Raw genomic sequence first — 26196 nt, forward strand, 5'->3', positions numbered from 1 at the left:
GGCTTATAGACGCCGATTTCAACCGGCGGCAATTCGAGTGCACGCACTGCCCAGGGAAGCGCAGATTCGAGCTGGGTGCGCTGGACGGTACGAACCGTTGGGGCTCCTTCGGGTGGGGGCAAGCCCGCCATGCTCGCAAAAAAACCGGCGAGTGCAGCGGCCCATGGCCCGGCATTCGGGAGAATGGTCTCGGGGAGTGGGCCACCCTCGGAGTGCAGGCTGGGGAGCCAGCACGCGATGTCGGCGTCGCCGTTGCCCACGCACGACCAGTTCCAGTCGACGATGATGGCCCTCCCGCCCACAAAGCAGAGGTTGTCGGAGCGCACATCGAGGTGGAGAAAGTCGGTGCCGTCCAAGTCCAGGGCTTTTTCGGCGGCAAGAAGCGTCGGGAGGGCGTTTTCCAACCACGCGGCGCTACACAGCCCAAGCGATAAAAATGGCGCAGGATCGGCGGCGATAGCGGCCCAGCGCGTGAGTACGGCCCGCTCGGCTTCCAGCGTGGGAGTTTCTGGTGGAAGTGGCGCACGACGGACAGCGGCAAGCGCCATCAGCACTGTGTCCACTCGCACGGGTGTCCATGGAGGCGGCCAGTGCGCCTCACTCAGGTCTTCCAGCAAGAGAAACGGCTGATCCAGGTCGTCGTCCCAGCCCAGAAACTCCGCCAGAAATGACTGCGTTCCTAAGTGCTCATAGACCACGGCTTCGCGCCGTAGCCAGCGGGCCGTGTCCTCGGTGGTTGCCACTTTAGCAAAGGCGAAGTTCCCGTTTGCCAGCTCCAAGCGCAGACGAAGCGCCAGCGAGTAGCCGCCCTTTCGACGCGTCGCATTCACAATTCGCTGCCCGAGCGCGTGCTCCAGACGAGTTCGAAGAGGCGCAGAGAGAGCGACGTCACTCATCTTCGCCTCGCATGAGCTTATGAAAGCGCTCCCGGCGCGAGGGTTTGGCGTCTGGATCGGCTTCCTCGTCCTCACCCGGCGCAGTTTGCATCTGGCTTTGGAGGAGCTTGACTTGCTCCTTCGCAATCTCATCCATCACGGCGCTCTCTCCCGCATTGATCCACGCCATAGTCGCGGCAAGGCAGAGTTCTTTTAAATACGCAAACGAGAAGCCTTCTGTGGTAGCAGCTACTTCTGCGATCCCGGAGTCGGTGAGGTGTAGCGCCTCGGTTTGTTTTTCATTCCACAAGGTCAGATAGGCGGCTCGCTCACGCTCACTTGGAAGATCAAAATGATACTTTCGGTCAAAGCGCGACGGGCGCTCCAGAATCGCAGGATCGAGCCGCTCGGGGTAGTTGGTGGTTGCCACGACGCAGACCCCCGCGTTCTCCGCGAAACCATCCAGCTCATTGAGAAAAAACGAGCGGTTGGTGGGCTTGAGCAGCGCATCGAGGTCCTCCAGAACCAACACACACGGAGCGGTCTTTCGTGCGACCGAGAAAACCTGGCTGATACTTTCGTGCTCGCTCCCAAACATCCCCCGCGGCTCCAGGCTCCGTAGGTACAGCGCGGGAACTCCCAGTGTGTTGCAGAGTGCCTTGACGGTGTGTGTCTTGCCGTTGCCAGGTGGCCCAATTAGCAAAATCCCCCGCTTCCAGGGCACTCCGTAGCGCAGATAGACATCGCGGCGGGCGAAGAACTGCGTGAGATCCCCCCGAAGGGCCTCTTTTAGCCCCGGCGCAAGAATCAGATTGTCGAAAGTCGCCGAGCGAATCGCCTTAAAGAGGGCCCGATCTTTGCGCCACTGTCCCTGCTCGAAAACAAGCACCTCGGCGTGAGGCACCGACGACCACTCACAGACGGCAGCATAGAACCCCTCGATACTCTCACGTTTCTCCGCATGGAGAAAGTACAGCCGAATGGTGCTATGATCCTCCTGCCAGCTCACCTGAGTAAGCTCACGCGGCTCGCCCTCCCAAGTTACTTGCAGAAAGGCGTTTTCGGGCTTCTGTACCAGTCCAGTATCATCCGTTGCACAAACCATCCCCTCAGCCGCTGCCATCAGCTGTTCCAGCTCCGTGCCGCATCCACGCCACGCGGTGATCACCTGACTATAGCCCAGCGAAGACAAGGGCGTGAGGGTGCAGTGCCCTGCATCCACAAACCCATTGAGATCAAACCCACACGACGAGCACTCGACCACCACTTTATCTGGGAAGAGTTCCGTCAGGCGTCGTCCTAAAAAGCTGGCGATCGCGGGAGTTGGAAGCGAAAGAGCGGCTTCGAGTAGCGAGGGTGTCGTTAGTTCTGAAATTACTCTCACAGGACGCTCTCCAGCAAGCGGCGGCTGTTGGGATCGAGCGCGTGGGTATCGGCCACCTCGAAGCGGTTGTTGTCGGCGTCTATGATCAGCAGGTGCGACTCGGAGAGCCACAGGCAGCTCTCCGAGAGGTTCTGCACCACAAAATCGCGCTCGCCCCGGTCGGTGAGGGCGTGCCAGTAGGTCACCCCAAACTCCTGCCGGACGCTGGTCAGTGTCTGAATCCGTGCCGTCAGATAGCGCCGCGCCAGTTCTAGCTCTGCGATCTTGCGGCTCTCGGGTTCGAGATCCTCCAGTGAGGGAACCAGCGCGATCTCCTCGCTCTTGCCATCCAGCAGCGAGAGAAACTTTCCCGGACGGCGCAAGGGAGAAGACTGGTAGAGCGAGACTTTGGGGTAGGACTTTTCGTCGTCCACAGTGAGGCGCAGTACCCCCGGCGGATCGTAGAAAAGCTGGAGATTTGTCATGGCTTACTTCCCCATTCTTTGCTGGAGCAACAGAAGCACCGCCTGGCCGCCGTGGTAGGCCTCGTGGACGATCACATGGGTCATCAGCCAGCTTAGCGTGAACTCCCGCTCGCCACGCATTGCTGTGTGATTGGGGTTGTCCAGTGCCTTGATCAGGAGCTTCGTCTTCTCCCGTGTTTTGGCAAGCAGCGCTTTGTAAAAGCTCAGCGGATGCGGCGGCGGCGTGGGCCACTTGACAGCACCTTGATCAATCGCGGCATTTAATACCTCGGCTTCTAAGTCGTGATACGGTTCACCACAGGCAATGTGGTGCAGCCAGTAGCCCTCGACCTCGGCGATGTGCGTGAGCACCGAGCCGATGCTATGTCCGTCGGGGAAAGCTTGCCACATTAGCTCCGCCTCCGTGACATCGTCGCCCAGCTCTCCTAGCCACTCCTGGGTCGCTTGGTCAAGTTGTGTCAGCCAGTTGTTGATTTCGTTCATGTTTTTCTTTCTTGTCCCGCCGGTTGGAGCGGCGGGGTTACAGCGCCGCCACGGTCTCGGCCAGGGCTTTGTTCGTCTGGTTCTGGGTCTCGACGAGGCCGTAGAAGATCCCCTGTTTCTCCATCAGCTCTGCGTGGGTGCCGACTTCGGCGATCCTTCCCTTGTCAATCACGACCAATCTATCGGCGTTACGGAGCGTGGAGAGACGATGTGCGATGGCAAACGTGGTGCGGCCCGCGGTGAGGTTGCCGATGGCTTGCTGGATCTTCTTTTCTGTCTCCACGTCCACGGAGCTCGTCGCCTCGTCGAGGATTAGGATCTTCGGGTTGTGCAGGATCGCGCGGGCAATCGAGAGGCGCTGCTTCTCGCCACCAGAGAGTTTGCCACCTTTCTCGCCGACGTTCGTATCGTAGCCGTCGGGCTTCTGGACGATAAACTCATGGCAGCAGGCAGCACGGGCTGCCTCAATAATCTCCTCAAAGCCCGCGTCGGGCTTGCCGTAGGCGATGTTCTCGGCGATGGTTCCGTTGAAGAGAAAGGGCTCTTGGAGGACAATGCCGATGTGCTTACGGAGCGACTGGAGCTCAATGTCGCGCAGGTCGTGGCCGTCGAGGCGCACACAGCCACCATCGGCCTCGTAGAAGCGACAGAGGAGATTCACGGTGGTGGACTTGCCCGCGCCGCTCCGACCGACGAGGCCGATCAGCTCGCCGGGCTTGACGGTGAGATCAATGCCCTTGAGAACCGGGTTGGACTTGTCGTAGCCAAAACGCACGTTCTCAAAGCGAATCTCCCCCTCGACAGATGTCAAATTTACGGCACCCGGCTTGTCGTAGGTTTCGGACTGGGAGTCAATCACCTCAAAGACGCGCTCGGCTCCGGCCATGGCGCGGGAGAACCACTGATTCACCTGCCCAAACCACTGCAAGGGGCCGTAGACCTGCCAGAGGAGGATCTGCATCGCCATCAGCTTGCCCAGAGTCAGCTCGCCGTGGAGCACTAAGTAGCCGCCAAAGCCCCAGTTGATCAACGGCGCGAGGCCCACCAATATTGTTACAAAGGTCTCGGAGCGGTACCACCAGCGGTCTGCCGTGAGACCACTCTGCGCCAGCTCCGTGTTGCGGCTGCGGAACTTGTCCCACTCACCCTCTTCCCGCACAAAGGCTTTCACCACCCGAATCCCATTGAGCGACTCATTGAGCTGCGTGTGCAGGCGCCCCCATTTCTGGCCCACTTTATGGTACTTCGAGGCCATCGGCTTCCAGATCAGCGACATGAGCACGGCCACTAAGGGAACGGGCAAGAGAATTGCCAGTGTCAGCTTCCACGAGAGCAGGAGGCCTGAGACCAGCCCGCCAACGAGAGTCAGTGTGCCGGAGAGTAAATAGGGCACGCCGTCTACTAAGAAGCCCCAGACCCGGTCGGTGTCCTGGGTCACACGGCTCACAATCGAGCCCATCTGGCGCTTGTCGAAGAAGCTAAGCTGCAGGTGCTCCAGGGCGCGGTAGATACTGGCCCTTAAATCTTTAGCGATATTGGCGGAGAGAAACGAGGCATTGTAGTTCTTAAACCACTGCAAAAACGCCCCGAGTACCAGGGAAATCAGCATTCCACTCACATAGAGCCAGAGCTGGACACTGCCCTCCCCTAAACTTAAACCCGAGCGCGGCCCGAGCACTTTATCGGTGATGCCCTCGGTGAGCTTGGGCGTGGCGAACGTGTTGATCGCGGCCATCACCAGCGACGCAGTGATCACAGCAACGGCCTGAAAGCGATACGGCCCAAGATACGAGAGAATGCGCCGGAAGATCGCGGCACGCTGGACGCAGGCAGGACAGCTTCCATCGGGCTCGGGCAAGAGGCGATTACAGCGCTCACAGCGGGTCTTCTGGTGCGTGAGCTTGACTGCCAGCTCCTCGCCCTGCGCCAGCTGCTCGATCCCCCGCGCCAGCTCCGAGATCCGCGCCGAGACCCGCGCCGTGCACTCCACCAAGGGAAGTATCGTCCCGTTCTTGAGCGTCAGCTCCAGCCGCGCTCCACCCACCAGAGGCTCTGTTCGGGCAGACTTGATCTCTTCTAAGGGGACTTTGACGAGTAGCACGCCCGCGCCATCAAACACTCGCACTGAGTGCTGGTACAGGTTCACAAGCCGCTCGCCAAAGTGATGGTTCTCTTCATCCAGATCGGCCCGCTCGCTGAGCAAGAGCGGGTCGTCTTCATCGGAAGGGGAAAGCGATAGCGCAACGGATTCGGTAACGACCAAAGGCGTTCTCCTGGGCCAAGTTGGCCACGTGGCCTATATCGTACCTGAACAGTCGCTTGGTAAATGGCTGCGATCTTTTCCCCGCCGGTTGTCGCGGATTACCGGGTTCTTTTATCCCCGGTTTTTCGCGGCGAGAACCATGACTAGCAGCCCGAGCAGGGCAAGTGTCTCTTCGCTCTCCGAGAGTTCCGAGTGCTTTTCTAGCTCGAACTTGCTTTCAAAGAGCGAAGGTTTCTTGACGAGACGTAGCACTTTCGCATCACCGCGCTTGACCAGATAGGCGGGATGGAAGAGAAACGAAGTAGCAAGACCGATCACGGGAATCTCCCCGAGCACGGAGTCCATGACTTTGATCCAGGGGTTCTCCTCGTCTATTGCCAGGGTCGCGTTGTCCAGCCCGGACGGGCGGATCTGATAGTCAATGTTCCAGAGTGATTTCCAGCCGTTGCAGGTAACGTTCCCCAGCTCAGCCCCGGTCTTGGCGTCGGTGAAGGTGTAGACGGGGGAGACGGCAAAGACTTTCTTTGACTCAATATTGAAGAGCGGATCGGTTTGATTGGAGTCGGCAAAGATCGTGATCTTCTCTTTCCACGAAAGCTTTCGCTTGAGATAGCACACGGTATTGCCCGAGGCATCCGTGACCGTGAGCTGGCTGGTCAGCGTGAGTAGCTTAAACGAGACGGTTAATGGGTAGTTCATAATTTACTTAATTCCTTCGGGGCGGGTGTAGAGTGAGCGCAGGTCACGGATGCCGCGCTCAGAGTAGGGAACGCCGGTCTTCATCCAGTCCGGGCGGGGGGTGTTGAGGAGATAGTGGTCGAAGAACTCGGCCATGTGCACGGTCCAGTGCTTCATGTTCTCCCGGTTGGTCAGCCCGTGGCCCTCGCCGTTGTAGTTAAACATAAAGCCCTCCTTGCCCAAGCGACGGAGCGCCGAAAAGAACTCAATTCCTTGCGTCCACGGCACCGCGCCATCGGCATCGTTGTGGATCGAGAGATAGGGGGTCTGTACTTTATCCACCCAGAAGATCGGGGAGTTCTCGATGTACTTGAGCGGGTCCGTCCAGGGCGGGCCACCGATGCGGCTCTGAGTGCGCTCGTACTGAAACGCCCGGCTCATCCCCGACTCATAGCGAATCCCGCCGTAGGCACTGACCATGTTGGAGACGGCAGCTCCGGCTTCGACGGCACGGAAGAGATTGGTGCGGGTAATCAGATAGGTAATCTCGTAGGCTCCCCAGCTATGTCCCTGAATCCCGATCCGCTTCTCGTCCACGTTTACCAGGCGCAGGGTCTCTTGCACGGCAGGGAGCACACACTTCATCGCCGACTCGCCGGGGTAGCCCGTGCGGTAGGTGATGTCGGGGCGCAGGATGATATAGCCGTTGCTGACATAGCGACTCACGTTGATGCTGGTGCCCGCGCTAGGCCGGACGTAGTTATGGAGCTGATCGGCCATGCGCTCGTAGATATAGACCATGAGCGGGTACTTCTTGTTGGGATCGTAGTTCTCCGGAAGCGTGAGCACGGCGGGGAGCTTCTGGCCATCGCTTGTGGTGTAGGTGATGAGATCGCTCTTGCCCCAAACAAACTCGCGCTGCTGCGGGTTCGCATTGGTGAGTTTCTGCGCCTCGGGGAGCTTTTCGATAGTGGGAGCCAGCCACAGATCGGGGAACTGATCGAAGCGCTCGCGGGTGAAGAGAACCGTGTCGGCGTTGCGGGCCTTGACGGGCGGGCCAAATGAGCAGTCCTCCAAAACAAGCTTGGTAGGCCGTCCGTCTTTGAGGGATTCTAGCCGCCAGAAACCCTCCGCCCGCGACGCTTCGTCGGTGACGGAGAAGAGAATCGGTTTGTCGGTGGGTACAGCGGGCTTGTCGGGATCGAAGCCGAAGCGGCTCATGCGAAAGGTCATTCCCGCCTTCCGCCCGCCCGTCACCTGCCGCGCCTCGCCGTTTTCGGGATTCACCTCCCAGAGATCGTACTTGTCGTAGACCAGAATGGACTTGTCATTGGCGGTCCAGCCTGCCGAGCCGTAGGGCGGCGGCGGCGCGGGGTGGTCATCGTCCACGTTCCAGAGCTCATGGGGAATCTTCGCCCCCAGATTGACCACTTTCTCGCTGTCAATCCCACGACAGAGCCACGTCTTCTGCTCCTGGCTCCACCAGACCAGATACTTCTCGTTGGGCGAGAGAAGCGCCGCGCCACCCTGCTTGGTGAGCACTTTCTTTTTCGCTCCGGACTCTAAATCCACCAGATAGATATCGCTGTAGCTCTGATCCCAGGAGGTAAGCTGCTCGTAGGGCTTCGCATCGCGCCCCAGGCTCCAGCGCTTGGTCTCCTCGCCCACGGCAACGGTCGGCTGATCCGGTCCCGAGAGCACGCTGAGTTTTCCATTTTTGAGGTTCAGCAGCGCCGGGTAGCTGGGCTTGGTATTGACGCGGAGCTTTTGCATAGTCTGAAGTAGCGGATCTATGGAACTCCAGACGTCCACATTGATCGGCTCCACGGGGTCTTTGGGTTTAGGCTTGGCCTTGGGCGAGAGCGAGAGGCTCAGGCGCTGGCCGTCTTTGAGAAAGCGTGCGCTACCGCCGTCCGCGAGCTGCCAGCCCGCCGGAACGCCCGCCGTTTTCTCCGTCACCAGCTCCGTCGCCTTCGTCTCGCCTACTTTCCAGTGCCAAAGGCTAGAATTTTTGGGAACCGCCCCCCCATCCCCCGCCGGGCGGGGGGGAGCAGTGGAGGGATTTGGTGTCGAGGACGCGGCTTTGGGAGTGCGGAGGAAGATTAGCTGCTCACCGGCATCGTCCCAGTCCGTGCCACGCAGCTCGGCGGGGCCAGTGCTCAGGGCCACATCACCGTCTTTGCCTAGCTCTCGGACAAACAGCCCGTCTTTGGGGTCTTCCTTGCTGTCCACCACGTAGGCCAGGCGCGAGCCGCTCTTGTTCCAGGTGAAGTCCGTGACATCCACAAGCGTTGTGCTCTGCCCGGTGGCCAGCTCACGCACGACCAGATCGGCTCCTGCGGGCGCGGCAGGCGCTTGGGGCGTGGCACCCGGCGCTCCGGCAGGCCGTCGGCCTCCTTGGCGTCCTGCCGGCGGCTGATCTTTCCCCGGACCTGTAGCTCCCCCGCTCGCGGGGGCGGGGAGAGCGGCTTTCTCCACTTGGTAGGCCAGCCAGCGGCTTCCCTCACTTGCCAGCGTGAATCGCCGCACTTTCTCCACTGTCTCGGTCTTTCCCGTCGTCAGATCCAATATCCCCAGCGCTGAGGGAAGAGTGGGCTTTTTATCTTTGCGCGCCTTCTCGCTCTCGGCAAACGACGGCGCAATCGTGAAGACCACAAAGCGGCTGTCGGGCGTCACTTGAGGGCCGCGGCCACGAGGGATCTTGTACTCAGTAGCGCTGCTTGTGCTCCGAACGTAGAGCGTGCCATCGCCCTCGGTCGGCGCGATCACATAGACTGCCCACTTCCCGTCGCGCGAGAGTTGCGGCAGCTGGACACTCTTCCAAAGCTCGTAGTCGTAGTGCTTCAGAGGGCGCTTGGCGGCGCTGATGAGGGTGGGGGGCTGGAGCTGGTTGATTGTTTCGCCACCGTTGACACGAGCGGGCAAGGTCTGCTGGGCGTGGGACGTGGTGAGAGCTAACAAGCAAAAGGAAAGAGAAAAGGCGAGCCGGGTTCTAATCATGTCTGCAATTATAACGGTTTTCTGCTATGATTGACCCATGAAAATTACAATTTTGAGTATTGTTTCCCTGACTCTGGCGAGTGGGGCGTGGGCGCAGAGTGCTCCGGGTGGGCCACTGACACCGTCGGCAGGCTGGGCAGCACAGCGTGCGGGGGTGGGGCCTGTGGGCTCTCAGCCCGCGATTTTAGGCAAAGGCCAGTTTTTTCTCTCATCCCTTTCCAACTCCGCCATCCCAGGAAAGACTGAGACTGCTCTGCGCTACGGGGTGAGTGACAAGCTCTCTTTGGGGCTCTTGCACCTCCAAAAGCAGGGAACGACCCGCCCCAATCTCAACTACACACTCACCTCTGAGACGGTGGAGTCGCCCTCATTGAACGTCGGGTTCTACGACAATAGCGTCGGAGGAAAGGGCTCCGTGTTCTATGCCACGGCGGGCCGGACGATCTCGGACATGGGGCCTGTACAGTTCTCAGGCTACGTGGGTGTGGCCAAAGTTAGTGGAGAGGCTGCTCCCCGGCTTCTTCTTGGAGCTCTCATGCCGCTTGCCAACAGCCGGGTAACCGCATCGGCACAGTGGGAAGGCAAGAAACTCTCCCTCGGACTGGTAGGTGACGTTGGAAGGATCGGAAAGTATCCCGTGCGCCTTGGCTTAGTTGCGGTCGGAAACTCGGTCGGAACTCTTGGCGCAACGACTTGGGGGCGCTAAAAAAACGCTTTTCATTTCGGAGAGAAACGAGTACAGTAGTACTTGAATGAAACTTCGCTCGATTATTCCTTACACGGTTCTTGTTGCTGCCCTAGCGGGCGGTATTGTCTGGCGACTACAAGACAAGCGTGCTGTGGCAGGGGAGCTGGTTAAGTCCCAGGCAGCTCGTAAAAACTCTGCGCCTAGTGTTGTCCTCGCGGTGGCTGGGCCCCAAAAACTGGTTCAGACTCTGGAGATCATGGGCTCACTGGAGTCGCCAAGCACGGTGAAGCTGGCGGCGCGTTCGGCGGGGCGAGTTACATTTCTGGCGGTGCGGGAAGGCAGCACCGTCGCGGCAGGCCAGACTCTGGTGCGCATTGACCCGGTGGATCTGAAAGCGGCGGTCACCCAGCAGGAAGCAAGTGTCCCCGAAGCAAAGGCCCGGCTGGCGCAGGCGCAGGCGACTGTGGACACGGGGCGTGTTTCAGTGCTTACGGGAATTGAACAGCGCAGTGCTGCCGTGGAGAGCGCTCAGGCGACGCTGAGCCGCGCTCAGCAGAGCCGTGATGCCCTGCTCGCCGCCGCCAAAGCAGCCGTCGCCGATGCCGATGCCCGCGTGCAGAGTGCGCGCGTGGTGGTGGAGAACGCGAAAAACGACCATGCGAGTGCCCTTGCCAACCAGAGCAATCTGAAGGCCAAGCTCACCCGCGCCGAGTCGCTGCTGGAAAAAGGTTTTGTCGCCGCCCAAGCGGTCGAAGATGCCCGAACCGTGCTGGATGTCCAGGGAAATGTCGTCGCCACAGCGCACGGGCGCATTGCAACCGCGGAGGCCGCGCTGGAGTCTCAAAAGGCACTGTTGGCGGCGGCAAAAGAGCAGGTGACTGTCACGGAGAAGGGGGCAATCGGCGAGATTGGAACAGCGAAAGCCGCCAAGAAACAGGCCGAGTCCGCGCTGGTTTTAGCGAAGTCGAATCGCTCTCAGTCCGTGGCTATGCGGGAAAATATCGCAGCACTCCGGCAGTCCGTGGCGGCGGCGGAAAGCCAGCTCACGCAGGCACGTGCCCGGCTCGCTGAGACGGAGCTTCGGAGCACGATCTCGGGGATTGTCACCGCCAAGCCTGTGGACGAAGGCTCCAGCGTGACGGCAGGGCAGACGATTCTGACCATCCAGCAGCTCGACAGCCTCTACCTCACCGCGAGCGTCCCCGTGGAGCAGAGCAGTGCCGTTGGCATTGGCACCAAGGCGGAGGTCGTACTCGATGCCCTGCCCGGCAAGCCGTTTCTCGCGACGGTTGCTGAGGTGAACCCTGCCGCCGATCCGCAGAGCCGCCAGTACACGATCCGCTGTAAGCTGGAAAATGCAAGCGGCAAGCTCCGTCCCGGGATGTTTGCCCACCTGACACTAGAGCTACGGACGATCAATGCCGCGGTGGTAGTCCCCAGCGATGCGGTCAAGACAACCCCGAAAGGCTCTACAGTCACGGTGGTGGATGCCGAGAACACGGCCTCTGTCCGTCAGGTAACTCTTGGCACCAAGGTCGGCGGTGCGGTTGAGGTTCTGTCGGGAGTCGCGGCGGGAGAGCGTGTCGTGACTCTTTCCTACTCACCCGTCAAAGACGCCCAGAAAGTTAAAACCGCCGAAGGCGCGGCCAAAGGCCCCAAAGTAGGACGTTCACCGTCCGATGCGTCGTCCGAGGTGAAGAGATGAACCTAGCGCGGTTTTCGGTGCAGAGACCCGTCGCCGTGGTGATGCGCATTGCGGCGCTGGTGCTACTGGGGGTTGTTTGTCTGACGAAGCTCCCTGTGGACTTGCTGCCTAAGATCACCATGCCGACAGTGGTGGTCAATACTACCTGGCCCAATGTGGCTCCCGAGGAGATGGAGACTCAGGTCACGCGGCCCATTGAGCAGGCTGTCTCGGCGGCTCCGGGAATCCAGCTAGTTACCTCGAACTCCACGACGGGCGGCTCGTCGGTGCGGGTGCAGTTCAACTGGGGGACGGATATTGGCCAGGCCGCCATTGATGTGCTTCAGCTTGTCCAGCGCGCCAAGCAGCAGCTCCCGGATGACCCGACCCTCCAGGCTCCGGTTGTCTACAAGTTCGACCCGGCGACCCTGCCCATTCGTATCTATGGTGTCTCGGGCATCTCAGATATTGTCAAGCTTCGTAGCCTGCTGGCCAACGAGGTCTCGCCGCTTTTAGCGTCTGCTGAGGGAGTCGCCACGGCCACGGTGACCGGCGGCCAGACACGCTCGATCATCATTGAAGTAGATCCGGTAAAGCTCCAGGCCTACGGTCTCTCGATTGACCTAGTACAACGGCGACTGGTGCAGGAGAATATCAACGTCCCCGCCGGGATCGCGCGCCAAGGTGACCGCGAGTTCACCATTCGCTCGGTGGGGTACTTCAGCAGCCTCACCGATGCCGAGAAGATCACTCTGGCGCAGGTAAACGGCCAGCCTGTGCTTCTCCGAGATGTCGCCACCGTTGAGGACAGCCACCTGGAGACGCGCATCCTGACCCGGCTCAATGGCGAGCCTGCCGCAAGTCTTGCGATCACGAAGCAGAGTGAGGCAAACACGGTCGCGACGGCTGAGGCCATTGAGAAAAAAATCGAGCAGGTCAACAAGCTCTACCCGCAGCTGAAGTTCCAGGTTGCCTACGACCAGTCGGGGTTTATCCAGAACTCGGTCACCGACTTGCAGCACACGGCGATTATTGGGGGCGTGCTGGCGGTTCTGATCCTGCTGTTTTTCCTCCGCAATCTTCGGAGTACTTTAGTGGTGGCGCTCTCGATTCCGGTCTCGATCTTCTCGACGTTCTCGCTGCTCTACTTCTGCGGCTTCACGCTCAATACGATCTCGCTCTCAGGCTTGGCACTGGCGGCGGGGCTGATCGTGGACGATGCGGTGGTGGTGCTGGAGAATATCTTCCGGCACATCGAGCGTGATAAGCAGTCTGCGGTGGAAGGGGCTGTCTCGGGGGCAAGCGAGATCACGAGCGCCGTGGTGGCTTCGACGATCACGGTGATGGTGGTCTTTTTGCCTATCCTGCTCATCAAGGGCCAGACGGGGCAGATGTTCACGCAGTTCGCGCTGGTCGTGATCTTCTCCATGGCGGTCTCTCTTTTAGATGCGACCACACTGGTTCCGATGTTAGCATCGCGCCTGATCCACCGCGAGGAGCTGGAGCAAGAAAAAGAGAGGCCGTCACGGGGCTTTTTCGGCTGGGCGGGACGCTATCTCGACAGCCTGGATGCCAACTACCGCCGCCGTCTTGCCTGGGCACTTTCCCGCCGCTGGTGGGTTTTGGCGGGCGCGGCGGCGATCTCTCTGGCGAGCTACTTATTTGTCCCCCTGATCGGTTCCGAGACACTGCCTCAGACCGATAGTGGCGACTTTACGGTGAGTGTCAAGCTTCCCATCGGCACCGCGTTTCTCAAGACCAGCGAGACCATGCGAGAAGTCGAGAAGCGTATCTTGGCCAACCCCGATGTTGAGACGGTCTTTGCCGCATCAGGAGCGACCCTGAGCCTGCGTGGCTCGGTGCGCGATCAGGCGGGCCACATCGGAAGCGCTACCGTGCACCTCAAGGCCAATCGAAAGCTGCCCACACAGCAAGTCATCAAAGATGTCCAGAAGAGCCTGGGGAGCATTCCGGGCATCCGTGCCACGGTCTCGCCCTACGACCTGGTGACGCAGCTTCTTACCGGGGGCGCGACCAACATGGAGATTGATGTCTTTGGGCAGGACAACAAGTCGGTTGCTGTCCAGGCCAAGAAGGTGATGGAGGCGCTCAAGGGGGTACCCGGTCTGGAGGCGCTGGATCTTGGTGTTCAAGACGCGACCCCGGAGCTTCAGTGGAAGATAGACCGGGACAAAGCATCGGCGCTGGGCGTCTCGTTTGCGGACATTGCCAATGCGATCAACTCCAGCACAGGCGGCGCACAGGCGGGCTACTACTTGGAGAAAGGCTACCAGTACCCAATCTACGTGATCCTGCCCGAGAAAGACCGCAAGTCGCTGGAGTCACTGGCAAACCTGCCGATCAGCCCCAAGAGTGGGGGGAAGCCGATCTTACTGAGCCAGGTCGCCACGCCGTTTGAGACCGTCGGCCCCAACGAGATCACGCGCTTGGATCGGCAGCGCTATATCGCGGTGAACGGAAGGCTGGCAGATCGTTCCCAAGGCGATGTGGAGGCTGATGTGCGCCGTGTGCTGGAGAAAATGGAGTTTGCGCCGGGCACGTACTGGGACTTTGGCCAGAACCAGAAGCGGCGTGGCACCGAGTTCGCCGGTCTGGGAGTTGCTGTGGTGCTGGCCGTGGCGCTGATCTACATGCTCCTCGCGTCGCAGTTTGAGTCGTTTGTCTACCCGCTGATCGTGCTGACCTCGGTGCCGCTCTGCGCGGTGGGTGTGGTGCTGGCGCTCTTTCTCACGGGCCGCGCGTTTGGAATCACCGCCTTTATTGGCCTTCTGATGCTCGTTGGCATCGTCGTGAAAAACGGGATATTGCTCGTGGACTACACCAATCAACTACGAGAGCGGGGCACCCCGCGCGATGAGGCCATTCTCACCGCCAGCCCGACCCGCCTGCGCCCGATTCTCATGACCACATCGGCAGCCGTTCTGGGAATGCTCCCACTTGCACTTGCACTCGGCCAAGGCTCCGAGACCCAGGCTCCGCTGGCCACGGCAGTGATCGGCGGCTTGATTACGTCCACGGTTCTGACGCTTTTTGTCGTCCCCTGTGTCTACACGCTCTTCGACGACCTCGGCCAGCGCCTCCGCCGCCGCTGACCGAGGGGGCAGACTTAGTTTTCAGGAAGCCAGAACGCTGCATCGTCGTGTTCCCCGGGAGGAGGAGTTACCCGTCGCCCTTGCGGGTTCCGCCTGCCCTCTCGTACGGCCTTAGTCGTGGAGGAGAATTTCCCGAGCCTCTTTTGGGGTGAGGGGCCGACGCGCTCCATGACGAACATGCCGAATCCAGACAACCGGGCCATCATCGCGATCTTCGATACTGAAGAGAATGCGCCATGGGGTCGCATCGGGGGAGCGCCGAAAGATCAAGTGGCGCGTTTCTTGCGAAAAGTGCGCCCTCTCTGGCACAAGAGGGCAGCGGGAAGGGAAGTTTGCCAGTGTTGCGCGGGTGGCTTCGTAGGCATCAAACCACGCAAGAGCCTGCCGCACAGATGCCTCGGGGGTGGGGTCTTCCTCCGTGCCGTCATGCTCAGAGAGCCAGCTGAGTGCCGCTTCCACATCGCGGGTGGCTCGCTCCGTGGGACGGATCGCGTAAGTCTTGGGTTCCTCGGGCTCACTCATGACGTACGCGGAGTAGCAACGGTACGCTTTGTTTGTTGGTGTGCTTTTAGCCAAGGGAACTTTGCTTCAAGCCGGTCGGACTCCTGCTCACATGTCAGAGTGCGACCCGTCGCGATGTCGTCGTCGGACTCTTTGAGTGCCGCAAGTAGCTCCTCAAGCGCCTCGCCTTCTGCTTCCACAACCTCGGGTGAGTTTTCTTGGGGCACGATACCAAACGCATGAAGCACTGCCATCCGCGCTCGTGCCATGCCTTCTGGTGTCGCCGTGAGAGCCACCACTTCCTCCGGGAGTGCGTCAATTGTCAGTGTCATGATGGCTATTGTACAGGCAAAAAAAGCCCTCTAGCTACCCGTCGCCCTCACGGGTTCCGCCTGCCATCTCGTACTGGCTGCTGTCTTTGCCAAACGCGACACCTACCCCGGCCAGCATCTTCGTCGAGCGTTTCTTGAGTGTCTTCTCCACGGCTTGCAGCTCGTTGAGCGCATTGTCGGCAGCAGCGAGCGCTTGGTTGTACGCATCTAGCTTGGCCTGCACTGCGGCGATCTCGGAGTCATAGGTGGCAAGTGTGTTGCCGTGACCCAGGTCAAGCGCGGGGTTAATCTTGGCTAAGTTCGCCCGCCGGGTAAGTGCTGCCTCCAGTGCAGCAGACGTTCGTCGTAGTCGTCCCATACATTTCTTCCTTTGTGAAGAGCATTAGGGAAATTGTAAACCAAAAGAGAGAAATCATCAACCCAAAAAAAGAAATTGCCTACCCCTTTTGGGTAAAAGGGTAGGCAATTGCAGAAATAGGGTAAGCGATTATTTGCGGCGGCGAGCCACAACCCCACCCACCATGCCCAGGGCGAGGAGTGCGAGAGTGCCGGGCTCGGGGGCGGAGCCGCTGAGGAGGGTACCGTTGATACGGAAGGCAGATTGTGTACCTGACGAGATAGACCAAACCCCTACTGTAGAACTTCGAGATGCTACCATCCCATTCACCACAGGAGTACTATGGAGCCAGAGCACAGAGGAGTCGCTACTCACTGGTGAACCTGTAAGCCAGTAGTTAGTCCCTGCATTCACCGCTCCCGAGGCGACAAACGACTTGATGCTGGCTGTTCCCGTAAAGGTGATGGTACCGCTGGCGATGACCGTGCTACCCGGCCGACCACTTGCGTCGTTCACGACCTGAAAATTTGTTGTGCCACCCCCCATGAAAGTCACTCCCCCCACGTCGACACTGGTAAGCGTGAAGGAGGAACTCGGAGTAAACCGCATCGCTTGTTCTCTATAACCTAAAAAAATACCAGAACCGTTTATGTCGTAGCCACTTGACCCACTGAAGGAATTTCCCGGCCCGAAAGTGGAGTAGACCACATCTGCCCTTGCGCTTTGTGGAAGTGCCCCGATGGCAAGAAGGGAGAGCGCGGCGACGAGTCCGCGTGTTGTCGAGAAATGCGTTGTTTTCATAAAGTTGCTTTCTTTAGTTTTGTGGTTGGTCTCAGATGGTCTGAGCCTCGGATGTGGTGTGTTTGGTGTGGATCTCAATTTCGGGGCTCTGGAGCGTGGCCTCGCGGATGCGGGTCGTCCAGTCCGGTTCGTAGTTGGTGACGAGCACCCCCTTGACTCCCTGCCTCCAAGCGAGCAGGATCGAGCGGGGCTCATCGTCAAGAATCAGGTCGTGACCCCGGCACGGGGGCCAGAGAGTCTCTTGCGGCTTACCAAAGTGGCTCAGGCCAAGCGCTTGGAGGTCTTTGGCGAAGCGCTGTTGTTGCTTCTGGAGGGTTTTCCGTGCCCTCCTGTGAGCCTGCTTGAAGGTGATGACGCGGCGCACGGGGAGCCCCGCGAGGCGGCATCAGAGCAGCAGCTTCCAGGAAGGCAGCTCCGAAAGCGAGTAGAGCGTGACCTCGTGGCCCGCATGAGCCAGATCCCGGAGCAGGGCGCATGCCTGGGTGCGGATGCCACGGGGGAGCAAGAGCTTGGCAAGGTAACCGGTGCGCTCACAGGGGAACTCTCCACACTCGGCAATGAGGGTTCCTTCTAAATCAACCGCGATTTTCATAGACTTACCTTCCTGGTAAGAATCCTAGCAAGCAAGTCCTAACAAATCCCTAACAAGTCCTAACAAATCTTTGCAATAGGTCTTCGGTGACTCTTTTGCTATGTTATACTGCCGATGTGAAGAGGGATTTGAGCTTGTACAGAATCGAGCTTCGAGATAATCTTAGGGTGTTCCACGAAGACGCTCTGGTGGACAAGTTCCGGACACGTAAGGTAGCAAGTCTGCTTGCCTACCTCGCCCTCCATCCGGGAAACCAGAGCCGCGAGAAGCTTCTGGAGGTGCTCTGGCCGGAGCTGGATGCGGCGCGCAACACACTTTCTACCAATCTAAGCTACTTACGGAGGGCAGTCGAGAAAGGGCTTGGCCAGCCCGAGGGAGCGCTGATCTGCGCGACCCGCGATACCATCGGGCTACAGCACGGAAACTACACCGTCGAGAGTCCTTCCGACCCAGAGCGACTCCTGCCCGGTTTCTACGATGACTTCGTGCTTCAGGCGAGGGAAAAACTCAAGGAGCGCCTCCGACAACAGGATGAATCCTTCGCGACTACAGTTCAGGCCATCGAGCCACTGCCCGCAGAGCTTAGCCCCTACCTGGGACGCCAGGATCTGAAGCAGCAGGCGAAGGAGCTGCTGGGACGGACACGACTCTTAACGTTGGTAGGGACGGGTGGAGTGGGTAAGACCCGCCTCGCCCTGGAGACTTTGCAAACCTGCGAGCAACAGGGACAGACGGTTGCATGGGTGGAGCTCTCCTCCCTGACCGAACCGGAGGGCGTCGCGGTGAGAATTGCAAGCGCGCTCGGGCTTGCCAACACCCAAGCGCTCCTGCCGACCTTGCGACATCTGCCCCTCGTGCTGGGCTTGGACAACTGCGAGCACCTGGTACTGGCCGCTGCCAAGGAGTGTGAGCGACTCCTCCGCGCCTGCCCCCAGCTCACCATACTTGCCACCAGCCGCGAGCCTCTCGGGATTCCTGGAGAGACGGTTCTGCGCCTGCCCGGTCTGACGGAGGCGGAGTCCGCCCTCTTGTTTTGTGAGCGCGGCCAGCGAGCACAGCCGGGTTGGGAGCTGACCCCCGAGGATCGTCCCTTGCTCTCCCTGCTCTGCCTGCGCCTAGACGGCCTCCCGCTGGCACTGGAGCTGGCGGCATCGAAGCTGAGGACACAGTCGCTCTCGGAGCTGGTGCAGCGCCTTGAGAAGCGACTCGTCACTCTCACCAGCGGGAGCCGGATCGCCGAGCCCCGCCAGCAGACCCTACGCGCGGCAATCGCCTGGAGCTACGACCTGCTCACCCCGGAGGAGCGTCTCCTCGTGGTGCGCCTGGCGGTGTTTCAGGGAGGCTGGAGCCTAGCGCTTGCCGAGGCCGTCTGTGGCGGCGAGGGGCTTGCCGCCGAGCGAGTCGCGGCACTTCTGGACAGCCTCGTGGACAAGAGCTTGGTTCCGCTTGATATGGCAAGGGGAGTGCCTCGCTACCGCTTTCTCGAGACGGTTCAGGAGTTTCTGCGTGAGCAGTTTGTCGCATTGCCAGCTCCTGAGCAGCTCCGCCTGCGCCATGCCCACTTTGAAGCCATCTTCGCCCTCGCTGCGGACTATCCGGGACGTAACCTGGAGCGACAGCGGCGCTGGGCACGTCAGCTCAACTTGGAGCAGGATAACACCCAGCAAGCGCTCACGTTCTGTTACGAGCATCAGCCCGAGCGGGCACTCGCGTTCTGCAACCATGTGCGCGTCTATTGGGAACTTCGTGGCTATTTCCAGATGGCCCGCCAGCAGTATGAGCTTGCCCTCTCCCTGCCAGGAGCACAGGCCCCCACGGGCGACCGTGTGACCGCCCTGCGCGAACTCTCCAACGCCTACCAGCGCATGGGAAACTGGGCCACTGCCGAGGCCGTTCTCGATAGGCTTGCAGAGCTAAACCGGGCGCTGGGTCAGCCCCTCGATAGCCAGACCTGCCGCGCGACCCTCGCCTTCAATCAGGGAGACTGGGAGCGGTCACGGCGGCTCTTTGACGAGGTGCTGCACTACGCCCGGACGGAGGGAACCCGTGCGGAGCTAGATCATGCAATCGGCAGTATGCTACAGCTCCTGTTGGCACAGGGGGAGTATCCCGCCGTTCGTGCGCTTCTTGAGGAACACCGGACGCTGTTTAACCACCCGATGTTCCTCACTATCAACCAGGCGGCTCTAGACGTACTGGAGGGAAACCTGCCCGCTGCCAAGATAGGGTTCCGGACGGCGTTCTCGGTGTACCGGGAGCTGGAGAGCCATCGGGAGCTTGGCCATTTAATCGTCAGTATTGGGCTACTCGCCTACCGTGAAGGCGAACAGGAACGCGCGGCTCAGCTCTTTGGCGCGAGTGAGGCCTGGTGCGCGTTCTACGGCTTCACGATCGAGCAGCCCGAGTGTGGGTTCCGCCAGAACAATCTTGCCGCCCTGCGCCGTGAGCTGGGTGAGGAGAGGTTTCTGTCCGCTTTGACCTTGGGGCGTGATCTCAACCCCGAGTGCATCCTCTCCCTGATGGAAAACACCCTCTTCGACGACCTGGGCCAGCGGCTCCGTCGCCGCTGACCTAGGGGGCAAGGGTGGTACAATTCAGATGGAAATACTCTCATGGAAGACATCGAACTTTCCCCAGAAGCGCGACGTGAACAAGACGCTCTCCGCGCCTCCACGCAGCAAATGCGTGTGGAGCGGCTTGAACTTGAAGCGCAAAATAATGCCCTACAAGCGCTGATTGAGCGCGAGCGGCGGCTGAGTGTGTATCTCAAAGAAGCACTTGCGACATCGCGTGCAGAACGCCAAGCCATCGAATCCGAAAAATCGCGCTTGCTCCAAACTATTGGAAGTGCCTGATGCGTCGTGCGCTGCGTCAGTCCGTTCGCTCCCGATTCAACTTTCGATGTGGCTACTGTGGTGTCAGCGAGACGAATATAGGTGCGGAGATGACAGTGGACCACTTCGTACCGCGCGTTCAGGGAGGCGAGGATACTCTCGACAACTTGGTTTACTGTTGTCATGCGTGCAACGAATTCAAGGGAGATTATTGGCAAACCGAGCTGGATCTATCTCTGCTTAACCCCCTACTTGATTTTATGGTGGCCCACTGCCGTCTACAAGAAGATGGCACTGTGGTTGGTTTAACAGAGCGCGGTAGAAATCATCTTCAGGTTTTACATCTCAACCGGCCTGAGCTGGTTGCCTTTCGCTTGGAACAGCAGGAAATTGCTCTTTTGCGCCAGCGAAACCAAGAGTTGCGTCAGATGCTAGAAGTCGCCATGCAGATTAACCAGCACCTCGAAACGGAGTTAGAACAATAGACAGGCACCACGTAGCCTGCAACTCACCTCGGATCGAAGCCGTAGCTGGTGAGCAGGGGATCGGCGACACCGTCTTCCAGCGCGGCGCAGAGGTAGTGGTAGGCACGGCTTTTGAGCGCCTGTGCTTCCTCTAGGGCGGCGTTCTTGGCATCGGTGACCGTGGCTCGACCCCCAACCGACGCGGTGTGCTTGTGGGCGGTGATGGTGGCGAGATAGTCGGCGGCGGCGCTCACATCGGCGGGGCGCAGGTGCATGGCGGCGGGCGTGGTGGCGGCGCTGCCCAGGGTGACAAAGGCGCTTAGGTGCGTCTCAATCTCCGCATGGTTGAGCTCTCCCCGGAGCCTGTTCTGGAGGCCGTAGTGCGCCAGTGCCTGGCTCTGGTCCACACTGCGCGGAAGGGCCTTGAGATAGCGGTTCACATCACGAATCAGCACCTCGCCGAGTCGAAAAGCCTCTTGCAGGGTGTGGCTACTAGCGATCCGTGCTCCTTCGGTTGTGCCTTGGGCCTGCACTTGGGCATCGAGGGTCGTAATCGCGGTGTCGAATGGGGTGCGAATCCAAGCGGGGAGCCGAAGGCGGGCGTTGGTGGGGGAGGTGGCATCGTCCTGGGCCGCACACTGGCGAAGCTGGGCGAGGGTAGAGGCAACAAGGGTAGACATGGTGTCGGGTTCCTTTCGAAGGCACAGACCTTCCGTGGGAGCGTCTTGCTCCGGTAAGTAAAGTATACCCAAATTGGTCGGTGCGCCTCAGGGTCGAGATTTTATTCCTCCGACCATGGTCGCTATGCCCAACTCTCGTCCTCGCACCCATCCGACCACGGTCGCCACTTTACGGTCTTGTCTTTGAACTGTTCCTACTGTGGTTGCTATGCAGAATTTTCGAGCTTGAATCGTTCCGACCACGGTCGGCAAGGCACATACTCGTTGCTTTGGTAGGCCGACCTTGGTCGGAAGGAGTCCCGCCCGTTCACCCTGAGGGTACCCGGGGCGGGACTTAAGAGTGTCGCAGGCTCCGCTGCAAAGGGCGTGCCGCCCATACGAAATTCTATATGGCCGGAACGGCCTTCACAGCTTTAGCTCTCCAGTCCCGCCCCTCCAACGGGCGGGACTACTTCCGCCGCCGTCGCGCCAGCACGAGCGTCCCACCGAGAGCCAGAAACGGCAGCGTGCCAGGTTCGGGTGCGGACGAGGCGAAGAAATTGAAGGCACGATTTGTAGCCCCGTTGTTCCCCCAGGTTGTTGGGTTTACCCCGTTACCAGCCACCGTTTGAAAACCTGTGCTGGAGCCGCTATCCATCCAGAAAGTCGAAGTGAAGTCGGCTCCATCGGTGATCCCATTTTCTCTAATTCGAAACCAGTAGGTACCCGCAGTTAGGGTCTGGCTGGGAACCGAGAAATCGGCCTGAAAGATGCTAAAAGTTGACCCAAATTTTAAGCCTGTGTCTGTCAGCGTGACGGCACTGGTGGTTCCCGACGCGAATATCGTACCGGGCAGCCCAGCGTTGTTATTATAAATCAGCCAGGAGAGCGTCCCACCAAAGTTATTTAGAGTATTATTGGGAGCAGAAGTATCCATAAGCCAGACGCGTACTTGATCGAAGCTTCGCGTGGAGCTAAAAACAAAATCGTCCGCAATAGAAGCGCTCGAAATATTCTTAGCGTTACCAGTAGATAAGGCACCGTTGGTGTAGATGAGGGTCTGTGCGTGTGCGGCGTGGGGTAGAGCGACAGCTCCGATCAGTGCCTGTACGGCGAGTGTCTTGAGAAGCGTAGAGCGAGATAGATTCATTAAGATGGCTTTCTTGTGTGCTGTCTTTTCTAGTAGGGCGTTCTGCCCGGTCGTTGGCCTAAGCGGCCTGAGTCTGCGTGGAAGTCTCGATGTCTTGGCTGGTGAGCGTCGCCTCTCGGATACGCGCCGTCCAGTCGGCATCGCGGTTGGTGACGAGTACGCCGCGCACGCCGGAGCGCCAGGCGGCTTGGATGTGGTTGGGCTCGTCGTCGAGGATCAGGTCGTGGCCGTAGCAAGGGGGCCAGGTAAGCTCGCTGGCCTTTCCGAAGTGCGTGAGGCCCAGCGCTTTAAGGTCTTTGGCAAAGCGCCTCTGCCGCTTTTCGGCATTCTTGAGCGCCCGCCGCTTCGCTTGCTCCAGCGTGATCACGCGGCGAAGAGGGAGCCCACTGAGGCGGCACCAGAGGAGTAATTTCCAGGTAGGCAGGGCGTTGCTAGAGTAGAGCGTGAGGGAGTGCCCGGCGTGGGTAAGGTCGTGCAAGAGGGCGCGGGCATTTCGGCGAATGCCTTTGGGCAGTAAAAGCTGCGCGAGGGCGTGGGGGCGCTCGCAGGTGAACTCGCCGCACTCAGCGATGAGGGTTCCTTCCAGGTCAATCGCAATCTTCATAGCACACTGACAATAACACCAGGTTCAGATCGGGGCGAAGGATATGAGCCAACTTGCAACGCATGAGCCAACTTGCAACGCTTGACTTGCTATATAATTCGAACTGCTATGATCGGGGAAACACTCAGAGCCGCACGAGTGCGGCAGGGGCTGTCGCTAGGGGCGCTCGCGCTCAAGGCGGGGGTGAATAAGTCCACCCTCTCGCGCTGGGAATCCGGCAAGACCGTGCCCTACGCGCCGGAACTCAATCGGGTGATGGAGGCACTAGATCTCTCGCCCGGCCAGCGCATGCAGTGCCGCCAAAGCCTGGATGCGCCCCGTGCCCTTCTGATTGAGCATGGCGCGGCGCAGACGGCACCGGTGAGCAGTGGCGAGCTTCTGCGGGCGCTACGGGTGCGCTCGGGGGTGAGCCAGGATGCAGCAGCGCAGGCGGCGGGGGTGACACAGAGCATGGTCTCGCGCTGGGAGGCGGGGGAGTGTTGGCCGGAAGGCGACAAGCTCCACGCGCTGTGCTTTGCTCTGGGGGCCACAGAAGACGAGCTGCTCTTTCTCACTGTGCGTGCCTGGCAGCAGCACGAACCGCTCCCGCTCGACAAAGAGGCGCTCGATAGCATTGTCCAATATTTGGACTACCACGACACCACGCCCGACCGTTCCCTGATGTATCTTGCGCTGGCCGGGCGCTACCAGACTCTCTACCAAGAAAGAAAGCTCAGCGAGGTCGAGGCGAGCGATATCTGGGGCATCTACGGCTACTATCTCTCCTGGCGCTTCAACCGCCACGCCGAAGGAGCACAGTTGGCGGCCCCGGCACGGGAGAGCCTCAAGCAGACCCGTGGGCCGCTGAGTATTGGCCAGTTGGAGGCCGTCACCGCAGCGGTGGAGCATGGGCGACACGGCAAGCAGGGAGCGGATGCCCTACGGCTTCTCTCCGAGGTCGAGCATCGCATGCAGCAGACGCACCGTGCCTGGTGGCTGACCTGCGTCGCCGATGTCGCCGAGAGCGTGGGTAATCTGGCGCTGGCGACGGCCACCTATCAGGACGCGATCTATCATGCCCCCAACGCCCTCACGCTGCACAGCTACCAGAACCTTTTTATCTGGCTACTCTGCCGCAATGGCCTCTACCGCGAAGCCCATAGCTACCTTGTCCCGGTCGTCGCAGGTGAGACCCGCCCCATTGTGAAGGCAACCAACTACCGCAACCACGCTTGGGTACTAGCCGGGCTAGGAGAGCGCACCGAGGGGCAGCGCTACCTAAGCGAGATGAACGCCCTAGACGACGCCTATCAGCTCGGGCTTGATACGGGAGGCGGCATGACGCGCTCTCGCCTAGAGCGCTGGCTCACCGCATAGCGTAGACCCAATGCAGGATTTTCTAAGGTGGTCTCGAATTGCTCTGCATGAGAAATCTCTTCCGACGCTTTGTTTGAGCACGCAATTTCGGCGACGACAGAGAGATGAGAAAGGACTCGGAATATATGAAAAGATTGGTTCGTGGTCGTACGGTTGATGAGTGGAAAATGCCGTTACGAAACGTTAGGATTCGGATTAACCAGTATGATGCCAAGCTTAAACTCGAAAATTCAGATGTTTATTGGTCTGGAAAAGATGGGGGATTTGAAGCAACTGTCGAATCTGGTCTGAGATTCCAAATTTCGATTAATGCTCCTGAGTTTAGGTCATCCATGCCAATGCCCGATGAAAGATCCGCAAGTTTACAGGGCCGTTGCTTTCGTGTATTGGAAATTACGAATAAAGATATGAGTGATGAGATTTTGGATTTCAAGGATATTATCCTTGGTTATTCAATAGCAAAGATTTTTGGCCAGGTTTTTACATCCGAAGGAAAACCATTTAGTCGAGGTGAAATTGGTTTGTCTACAGGAAATATTAAAAATTATAGTAACTGTTCTGGCACCCTAAAATGAAGGCATGATGATGGGGCCAGTGAAGACAGAGCGCAAACATGCCAACTCATCCAAGCCCTGTTTACCACACGTAAGCACATAGCTGCGGAGACGGCAAAACATTTCAGCTCCCTCAAAAGTACGGAAGCAACCCGAGATTTTTAACTTCACTTTCAACATCCGCAGATCGCGTTCCGCTTCGTTGTTGGTGAAGGGTAGAGTCAGATCAAACAGAAAAGTCAGGTACTGATCCCCAAAACGAGACAGACGTTTCAGAAGAGCACGCGCTTTGCCAACTGGCTCACTGCGAAGTCCTTTGGCAACCAGGGCATCAAACTTCTCAACCAAAGCGGTGCGATTCCATAAGACAGGATTGCCACGCTCACGGGCGCGATGGCAAGCTGACACTGCCTTTTCGAGGAGTTTCTTCAACTCAGATGCCCACCCCAGTTTCAGCACCGTGCCCAGATAATCCAGTTCACGAAGCAAGTGAGCACCACAAAACAGATGACCACAAGGAAGTTTTACGTAGCTGCTCCAAAAATCTGAGACCAGCAAGCCTTTGTAGTCCAGCAGATCCGCCACGGCTTCTTTGCCCCGCTTTGCATGAACAAAGAGCCAGGAAAGACTCTGGGTGCAACCGGGTACCCACCCGAAGGGAAGGGTGCTGGAACCAGTGCAGTTTACCCTTGACTCGCCCTCCCGTCTCATCCACATGCTTGAGAGGCACTTGCGAGAGAGACTCTTTGGCCTTGTTCTCAAAGTCTGCTAGAGAGGCAAAAGCCCGCGTCAAGGCGCGGTGAAGACAACTTGCACTCAGCGAGATGGCATTACTGACTTGGAGAATCTGGGCGCAACGGGCGAAGGGAAGGTGATGCTTGCTATGAAGCCAGACCCCATAGCTCAGCAGGTTTGGGCCATATTGGACAGGTTGCTCCACTCCCTCGGGGAAGGCGGCTTTTGTCTCTTTGCCGCAACACGAACAACACAGGGTATGGGCTTGATGTTCGATTACCTCGATCTTGGGTAGTGGTATTTCAAAAACTTGCCGCTTAGAGGTGGCAGTCACACTCGCCCCTTGCAAGCTGGCCTGACAGTGGGCACAGGTCTGTGGATGATGATGATGTGTCTGATCTGGATTGGCACTCTGCTCCAGAGTGGTGCCTTTGTGGCCTTTTTGCCCGCCCTGAGTCCTGCCTGTTTTCTTCCTCTGGCTCATGGGCATCAGTGGCGGCTTTTTGAGTCCATCACTGGACGGGGGCTTGGAGGAGTTTGTGCTATTTTTGTTTGTCAACTCAAGCAGAACCGCCACGACGGCTTCGCGACCACGGTCGAAAAGGGAATTGGCTTGTTGCTCTGTCATCGTCTTGGCCGGTATCC

At 59.2% G+C, this 26196-nt stretch carries 25 protein-coding genes and 1 pseudogene; 8 read left to right on the forward strand and 18 right to left on the reverse strand.

The annotated features are described in order from the left end of the window. From RMO15_RS02900 to RMO15_RS02930, 7 genes are all read right to left on the reverse strand, one after another. Positions 1-896 (reverse strand): hypothetical protein (locus RMO15_RS02900; protein ID WP_309707631.1); only part of this gene is annotated, 896 nt, incomplete at its 3' end. Further along, complete coding sequence (locus RMO15_RS02905) at positions 889-2259, reverse strand: ATP-binding protein (RefSeq protein ID WP_309707632.1); 1371 nt, start codon at positions 2257-2259, stop codon at positions 889-891. The genes RMO15_RS02900 and RMO15_RS02905, both read right to left, overlap by 8 nt. Beyond that, complete coding sequence (locus RMO15_RS02910; protein ID WP_309707633.1) at positions 2256-2723, reverse strand: DUF1854 domain-containing protein; 468 nt, start codon at positions 2721-2723, stop codon at positions 2256-2258. The genes RMO15_RS02905 and RMO15_RS02910 overlap by 4 nt, the downstream gene beginning before the upstream one ends. Positions 2724-2726: 3 nt before the next feature. Beyond that, positions 2727-3206 (reverse strand): DinB family protein, encoded by a 480-nt coding sequence (locus tag RMO15_RS02915; RefSeq protein WP_309707635.1) that lies wholly within the window; start codon positions 3204-3206, stop codon positions 2727-2729. Positions 3207-3243: 37 nt separating this feature from the next. Continuing rightward, a complete protein-coding gene (locus tag RMO15_RS02920) occupies positions 3244-5469 on the reverse strand; it encodes an ABC transporter ATP-binding protein (RefSeq protein WP_309707637.1) in 2226 nt (741 codons plus the stop codon). A 111-nt stretch (positions 5470-5580) separates the two neighbouring features. Next, complete coding sequence (locus tag RMO15_RS02925) at positions 5581-6168, reverse strand: hypothetical protein (protein WP_309707639.1); 588 nt, start codon at positions 6166-6168, stop codon at positions 5581-5583. Positions 6169-6171: 3 nt separating this feature from the next. After that, positions 6172-9147 carry a prolyl oligopeptidase family serine peptidase gene (locus RMO15_RS02930; protein ID WP_309707642.1) on the reverse strand — a complete coding sequence of 992 codons (2976 nt, stop codon included), beginning with the start codon at positions 9145-9147 and terminating at the stop codon, positions 6172-6174. A 37-nt stretch (positions 9148-9184) separates the two neighbouring features. Here RMO15_RS02930 and RMO15_RS02935 point away from each other — a divergent pair, with 37 nt between their 5' ends. From RMO15_RS02935 to RMO15_RS02945, 3 genes are read left to right on the forward strand one after another with little or no spacing between them, the layout of a single operon-like run. Further along, entirely contained in the window at positions 9185-9853 is a 669-nt protein-coding gene (locus RMO15_RS02935) for a hypothetical protein (RefSeq protein ID WP_309707644.1), read from the forward strand. A 46-nt stretch (positions 9854-9899) separates the two neighbouring features. Beyond that, complete coding sequence (locus RMO15_RS02940) at positions 9900-11540, forward strand: efflux RND transporter periplasmic adaptor subunit (protein WP_309707646.1); 1641 nt, start codon at positions 9900-9902, stop codon at positions 11538-11540. Next, positions 11537-14632 (forward strand): efflux RND transporter permease subunit, encoded by a 3096-nt coding sequence (locus RMO15_RS02945; protein ID WP_309707648.1) that lies wholly within the window; start codon positions 11537-11539, stop codon positions 14630-14632. The genes RMO15_RS02940 and RMO15_RS02945 overlap by 4 nt, the downstream gene beginning before the upstream one ends. Before the next feature lie 111 nt (positions 14633-14743). Here the strand turns inward: RMO15_RS02945 and RMO15_RS02950 are convergent, their stop codons facing one another. The 6 genes from RMO15_RS02950 to RMO15_RS02975 all read right to left on the reverse strand — a co-directional run bounded on the left by RMO15_RS02950 (position 14744) and on the right by RMO15_RS02975 (position 17195). Further along, on the reverse strand, positions 14744-15154 hold the full coding sequence (locus RMO15_RS02950; protein ID WP_309707649.1) for a type II toxin-antitoxin system RelE/ParE family toxin: 411 nt from the start codon (positions 15152-15154) through the stop codon (positions 14744-14746). Continuing rightward, positions 15151-15465, reverse strand: coding sequence for a hypothetical protein (locus RMO15_RS02955; RefSeq protein ID WP_309707652.1), 315 nt, complete (start codon positions 15463-15465; stop codon positions 15151-15153). The genes RMO15_RS02950 and RMO15_RS02955 overlap by 4 nt, the downstream gene beginning before the upstream one ends. A 34-nt stretch (positions 15466-15499) precedes the next feature. After that, complete coding sequence (locus RMO15_RS02960) at positions 15500-15823, reverse strand: hypothetical protein (protein ID WP_309707654.1); 324 nt, start codon at positions 15821-15823, stop codon at positions 15500-15502. A 129-nt stretch (positions 15824-15952) separates the two neighbouring features. Beyond that, a complete protein-coding gene (locus RMO15_RS02965; RefSeq protein ID WP_309707656.1) occupies positions 15953-16603 on the reverse strand; it encodes a choice-of-anchor R domain-containing protein in 651 nt (216 codons plus the stop codon). A 31-nt stretch (positions 16604-16634) separates the two neighbouring features. Beyond that, positions 16635-16967: a hypothetical protein gene (locus RMO15_RS02970; protein WP_309707657.1), complete on the reverse strand. Its 333-nt coding sequence runs from the start codon at positions 16965-16967 to the stop codon at positions 16635-16637. A gap of 21 nt (positions 16968-16988) precedes the next feature. Next, positions 16989-17195 (reverse strand): hypothetical protein, encoded by a 207-nt coding sequence (locus RMO15_RS02975; RefSeq protein ID WP_309707658.1) that lies wholly within the window; start codon positions 17193-17195, stop codon positions 16989-16991. Positions 17196-17362: 167 nt separating this feature from the next. Between RMO15_RS02975 and RMO15_RS02980 the strand changes: the two genes are divergently transcribed. The 3 genes from RMO15_RS02980 to RMO15_RS02990 are packed head-to-tail and all read left to right on the forward strand — an operon-like array spanning position 17363 to position 20514. After that, positions 17363-19765, forward strand: coding sequence for a hypothetical protein (locus RMO15_RS02980; protein ID WP_309707659.1), 2403 nt, complete (start codon positions 17363-17365; stop codon positions 19763-19765). Positions 19766-19807: 42 nt separating this feature from the next. After that, the gene (locus RMO15_RS02985) at positions 19808-20050 is read left to right on the forward strand and encodes a hypothetical protein (protein ID WP_309707660.1); all 243 of its coding nucleotides are present in this window, start codon (positions 19808-19810) and stop codon (positions 20048-20050) included. Further along, positions 20050-20514, forward strand: coding sequence for an HNH endonuclease signature motif containing protein (locus RMO15_RS02990; RefSeq protein WP_309707663.1), 465 nt, complete (start codon positions 20050-20052; stop codon positions 20512-20514). Before RMO15_RS02985 ends, RMO15_RS02990 begins: the two co-directional genes overlap by 1 nt. Positions 20515-20537: 23 nt before the next feature. On the opposite strand, the gene RMO15_RS02995 is transcribed toward RMO15_RS02990, so the two are convergent. From RMO15_RS02995 to RMO15_RS03005, 3 genes are all read right to left on the reverse strand, one after another. After that, positions 20538-21173 carry a hypothetical protein gene (locus RMO15_RS02995; protein WP_309707665.1) on the reverse strand — a complete coding sequence of 212 codons (636 nt, stop codon included), beginning with the start codon at positions 21171-21173 and terminating at the stop codon, positions 20538-20540. Between the two features lie 448 nt (positions 21174-21621). Continuing rightward, entirely contained in the window at positions 21622-22302 is a 681-nt protein-coding gene (locus RMO15_RS03000) for a PEP-CTERM sorting domain-containing protein (RefSeq protein WP_309707667.1), read from the reverse strand. Positions 22303-22360: 58 nt separating this feature from the next. Then, positions 22361-22906 carry a hypothetical protein gene (locus tag RMO15_RS03005; RefSeq protein ID WP_309707669.1) on the reverse strand — a complete coding sequence of 182 codons (546 nt, stop codon included), beginning with the start codon at positions 22904-22906 and terminating at the stop codon, positions 22361-22363. Between the two features lie 108 nt (positions 22907-23014). Here RMO15_RS03005 and RMO15_RS03010 point away from each other — a divergent pair, with 108 nt between their 5' ends. Together RMO15_RS03010 and RMO15_RS03015 are read left to right on the forward strand one after the other, a co-directional pair. Further along, positions 23015-24262, forward strand: coding sequence for a helix-turn-helix transcriptional regulator (locus RMO15_RS03010; protein WP_309707671.1), 1248 nt, complete (start codon positions 23015-23017; stop codon positions 24260-24262). A 125-nt stretch (positions 24263-24387) separates the two neighbouring features. Further along, positions 24388-24837 carry a hypothetical protein gene (locus tag RMO15_RS03015; protein WP_309707674.1) on the forward strand — a complete coding sequence of 150 codons (450 nt, stop codon included), beginning with the start codon at positions 24388-24390 and terminating at the stop codon, positions 24835-24837. On the opposite strand, the gene RMO15_RS03020 is transcribed toward RMO15_RS03015, so the two are convergent. Both RMO15_RS03020 and RMO15_RS33155 read right to left on the reverse strand, forming a co-directional pair. Continuing rightward, positions 24829-25533 carry a transposase gene (locus RMO15_RS03020; RefSeq protein ID WP_309707676.1) on the reverse strand — a complete coding sequence of 235 codons (705 nt, stop codon included), beginning with the start codon at positions 25531-25533 and terminating at the stop codon, positions 24829-24831. The genes RMO15_RS03015 and RMO15_RS03020 overlap by 9 nt on opposite strands. After that, positions 25511-26179: pseudogene (locus RMO15_RS33155) on the reverse strand (DUF6444 domain-containing protein); the annotation flags it as partial. The pseudogene RMO15_RS33155 and the gene RMO15_RS03020, both read right to left, overlap by 23 nt. Positions 26180-26196: the final 17 nt, after the last annotated feature.

This window comes from Armatimonas sp., assembly GCF_031410135.1.
Lineage (GTDB): Bacteria > Armatimonadota > Armatimonadia > Armatimonadales > Armatimonadaceae > Armatimonas.

Excerpts from the sequence above, each read along its gene's own strand:
- RMO15_RS02955 (WP_309707652.1), bottom strand. The coding sequence starts at position 15,465 with ATGACACTGACAATTGACGCACTCCCGGAGGAAGTGGTGGCTCTCACG.
- RMO15_RS02910 (WP_309707633.1), bottom strand. The coding sequence starts at position 2,723 with ATGACAAATCTCCAGCTTTTCTACGATCCGCCGGGGGTACTGCGCCTC.
- RMO15_RS03005 (WP_309707669.1), bottom strand. The coding sequence starts at position 22,906 with ATGAAGATTGCGATTGACCTGGAAGGAACCCTCATCGCTGAGTGCGGC.
- RMO15_RS02925 (WP_309707639.1), bottom strand. The coding sequence starts at position 6,168 with ATGAACTACCCATTAACCGTCTCGTTTAAGCTACTCACGCTGACCAGC.
- RMO15_RS03010 (WP_309707671.1), top strand. The coding sequence starts at position 23,015 with ATGATCGGGGAAACACTCAGAGCCGCACGAGTGCGGCAGGGGCTGTCG.
- RMO15_RS02940 (WP_309707646.1), top strand. The coding sequence starts at position 9,900 with ATGAAACTTCGCTCGATTATTCCTTACACGGTTCTTGTTGCTGCCCTA.
- RMO15_RS02930 (WP_309707642.1), bottom strand. The coding sequence starts at position 9,147 with ATGATTAGAACCCGGCTCGCCTTTTCTCTTTCCTTTTGCTTGTTAGCT.
- RMO15_RS02945 (WP_309707648.1), top strand. The coding sequence starts at position 11,537 with ATGAACCTAGCGCGGTTTTCGGTGCAGAGACCCGTCGCCGTGGTGATG.
- RMO15_RS03000 (WP_309707667.1), bottom strand. The coding sequence starts at position 22,302 with ATGAATCTATCTCGCTCTACGCTTCTCAAGACACTCGCCGTACAGGCA.
- RMO15_RS02990 (WP_309707663.1), top strand. The coding sequence starts at position 20,050 with ATGCGTCGTGCGCTGCGTCAGTCCGTTCGCTCCCGATTCAACTTTCGA.
- RMO15_RS03015 (WP_309707674.1), top strand. The coding sequence starts at position 24,388 with ATGAAAAGATTGGTTCGTGGTCGTACGGTTGATGAGTGGAAAATGCCG.
- RMO15_RS02915 (WP_309707635.1), bottom strand. The coding sequence starts at position 3,206 with ATGAACGAAATCAACAACTGGCTGACACAACTTGACCAAGCGACCCAG.
- RMO15_RS02985 (WP_309707660.1), top strand. The coding sequence starts at position 19,808 with ATGGAAGACATCGAACTTTCCCCAGAAGCGCGACGTGAACAAGACGCT.
- RMO15_RS02950 (WP_309707649.1), bottom strand. The coding sequence starts at position 15,154 with ATGAGTGAGCCCGAGGAACCCAAGACTTACGCGATCCGTCCCACGGAG.
- RMO15_RS02965 (WP_309707656.1), bottom strand. The coding sequence starts at position 16,603 with ATGAAAACAACGCATTTCTCGACAACACGCGGACTCGTCGCCGCGCTC.
- RMO15_RS02995 (WP_309707665.1), bottom strand. The coding sequence starts at position 21,173 with ATGTCTACCCTTGTTGCCTCTACCCTCGCCCAGCTTCGCCAGTGTGCG.
- RMO15_RS03020 (WP_309707676.1), bottom strand. The coding sequence starts at position 25,533 with ATGTGGATGAGACGGGAGGGCGAGTCAAGGGTAAACTGCACTGGTTCC.
- RMO15_RS02935 (WP_309707644.1), top strand. The coding sequence starts at position 9,185 with ATGAAAATTACAATTTTGAGTATTGTTTCCCTGACTCTGGCGAGTGGG.
- RMO15_RS02960 (WP_309707654.1), bottom strand. The coding sequence starts at position 15,823 with ATGGGACGACTACGACGAACGTCTGCTGCACTGGAGGCAGCACTTACC.
- RMO15_RS02975 (WP_309707658.1), bottom strand. The coding sequence starts at position 17,195 with ATGAAAATCGCGGTTGATTTAGAAGGAACCCTCATTGCCGAGTGTGGA.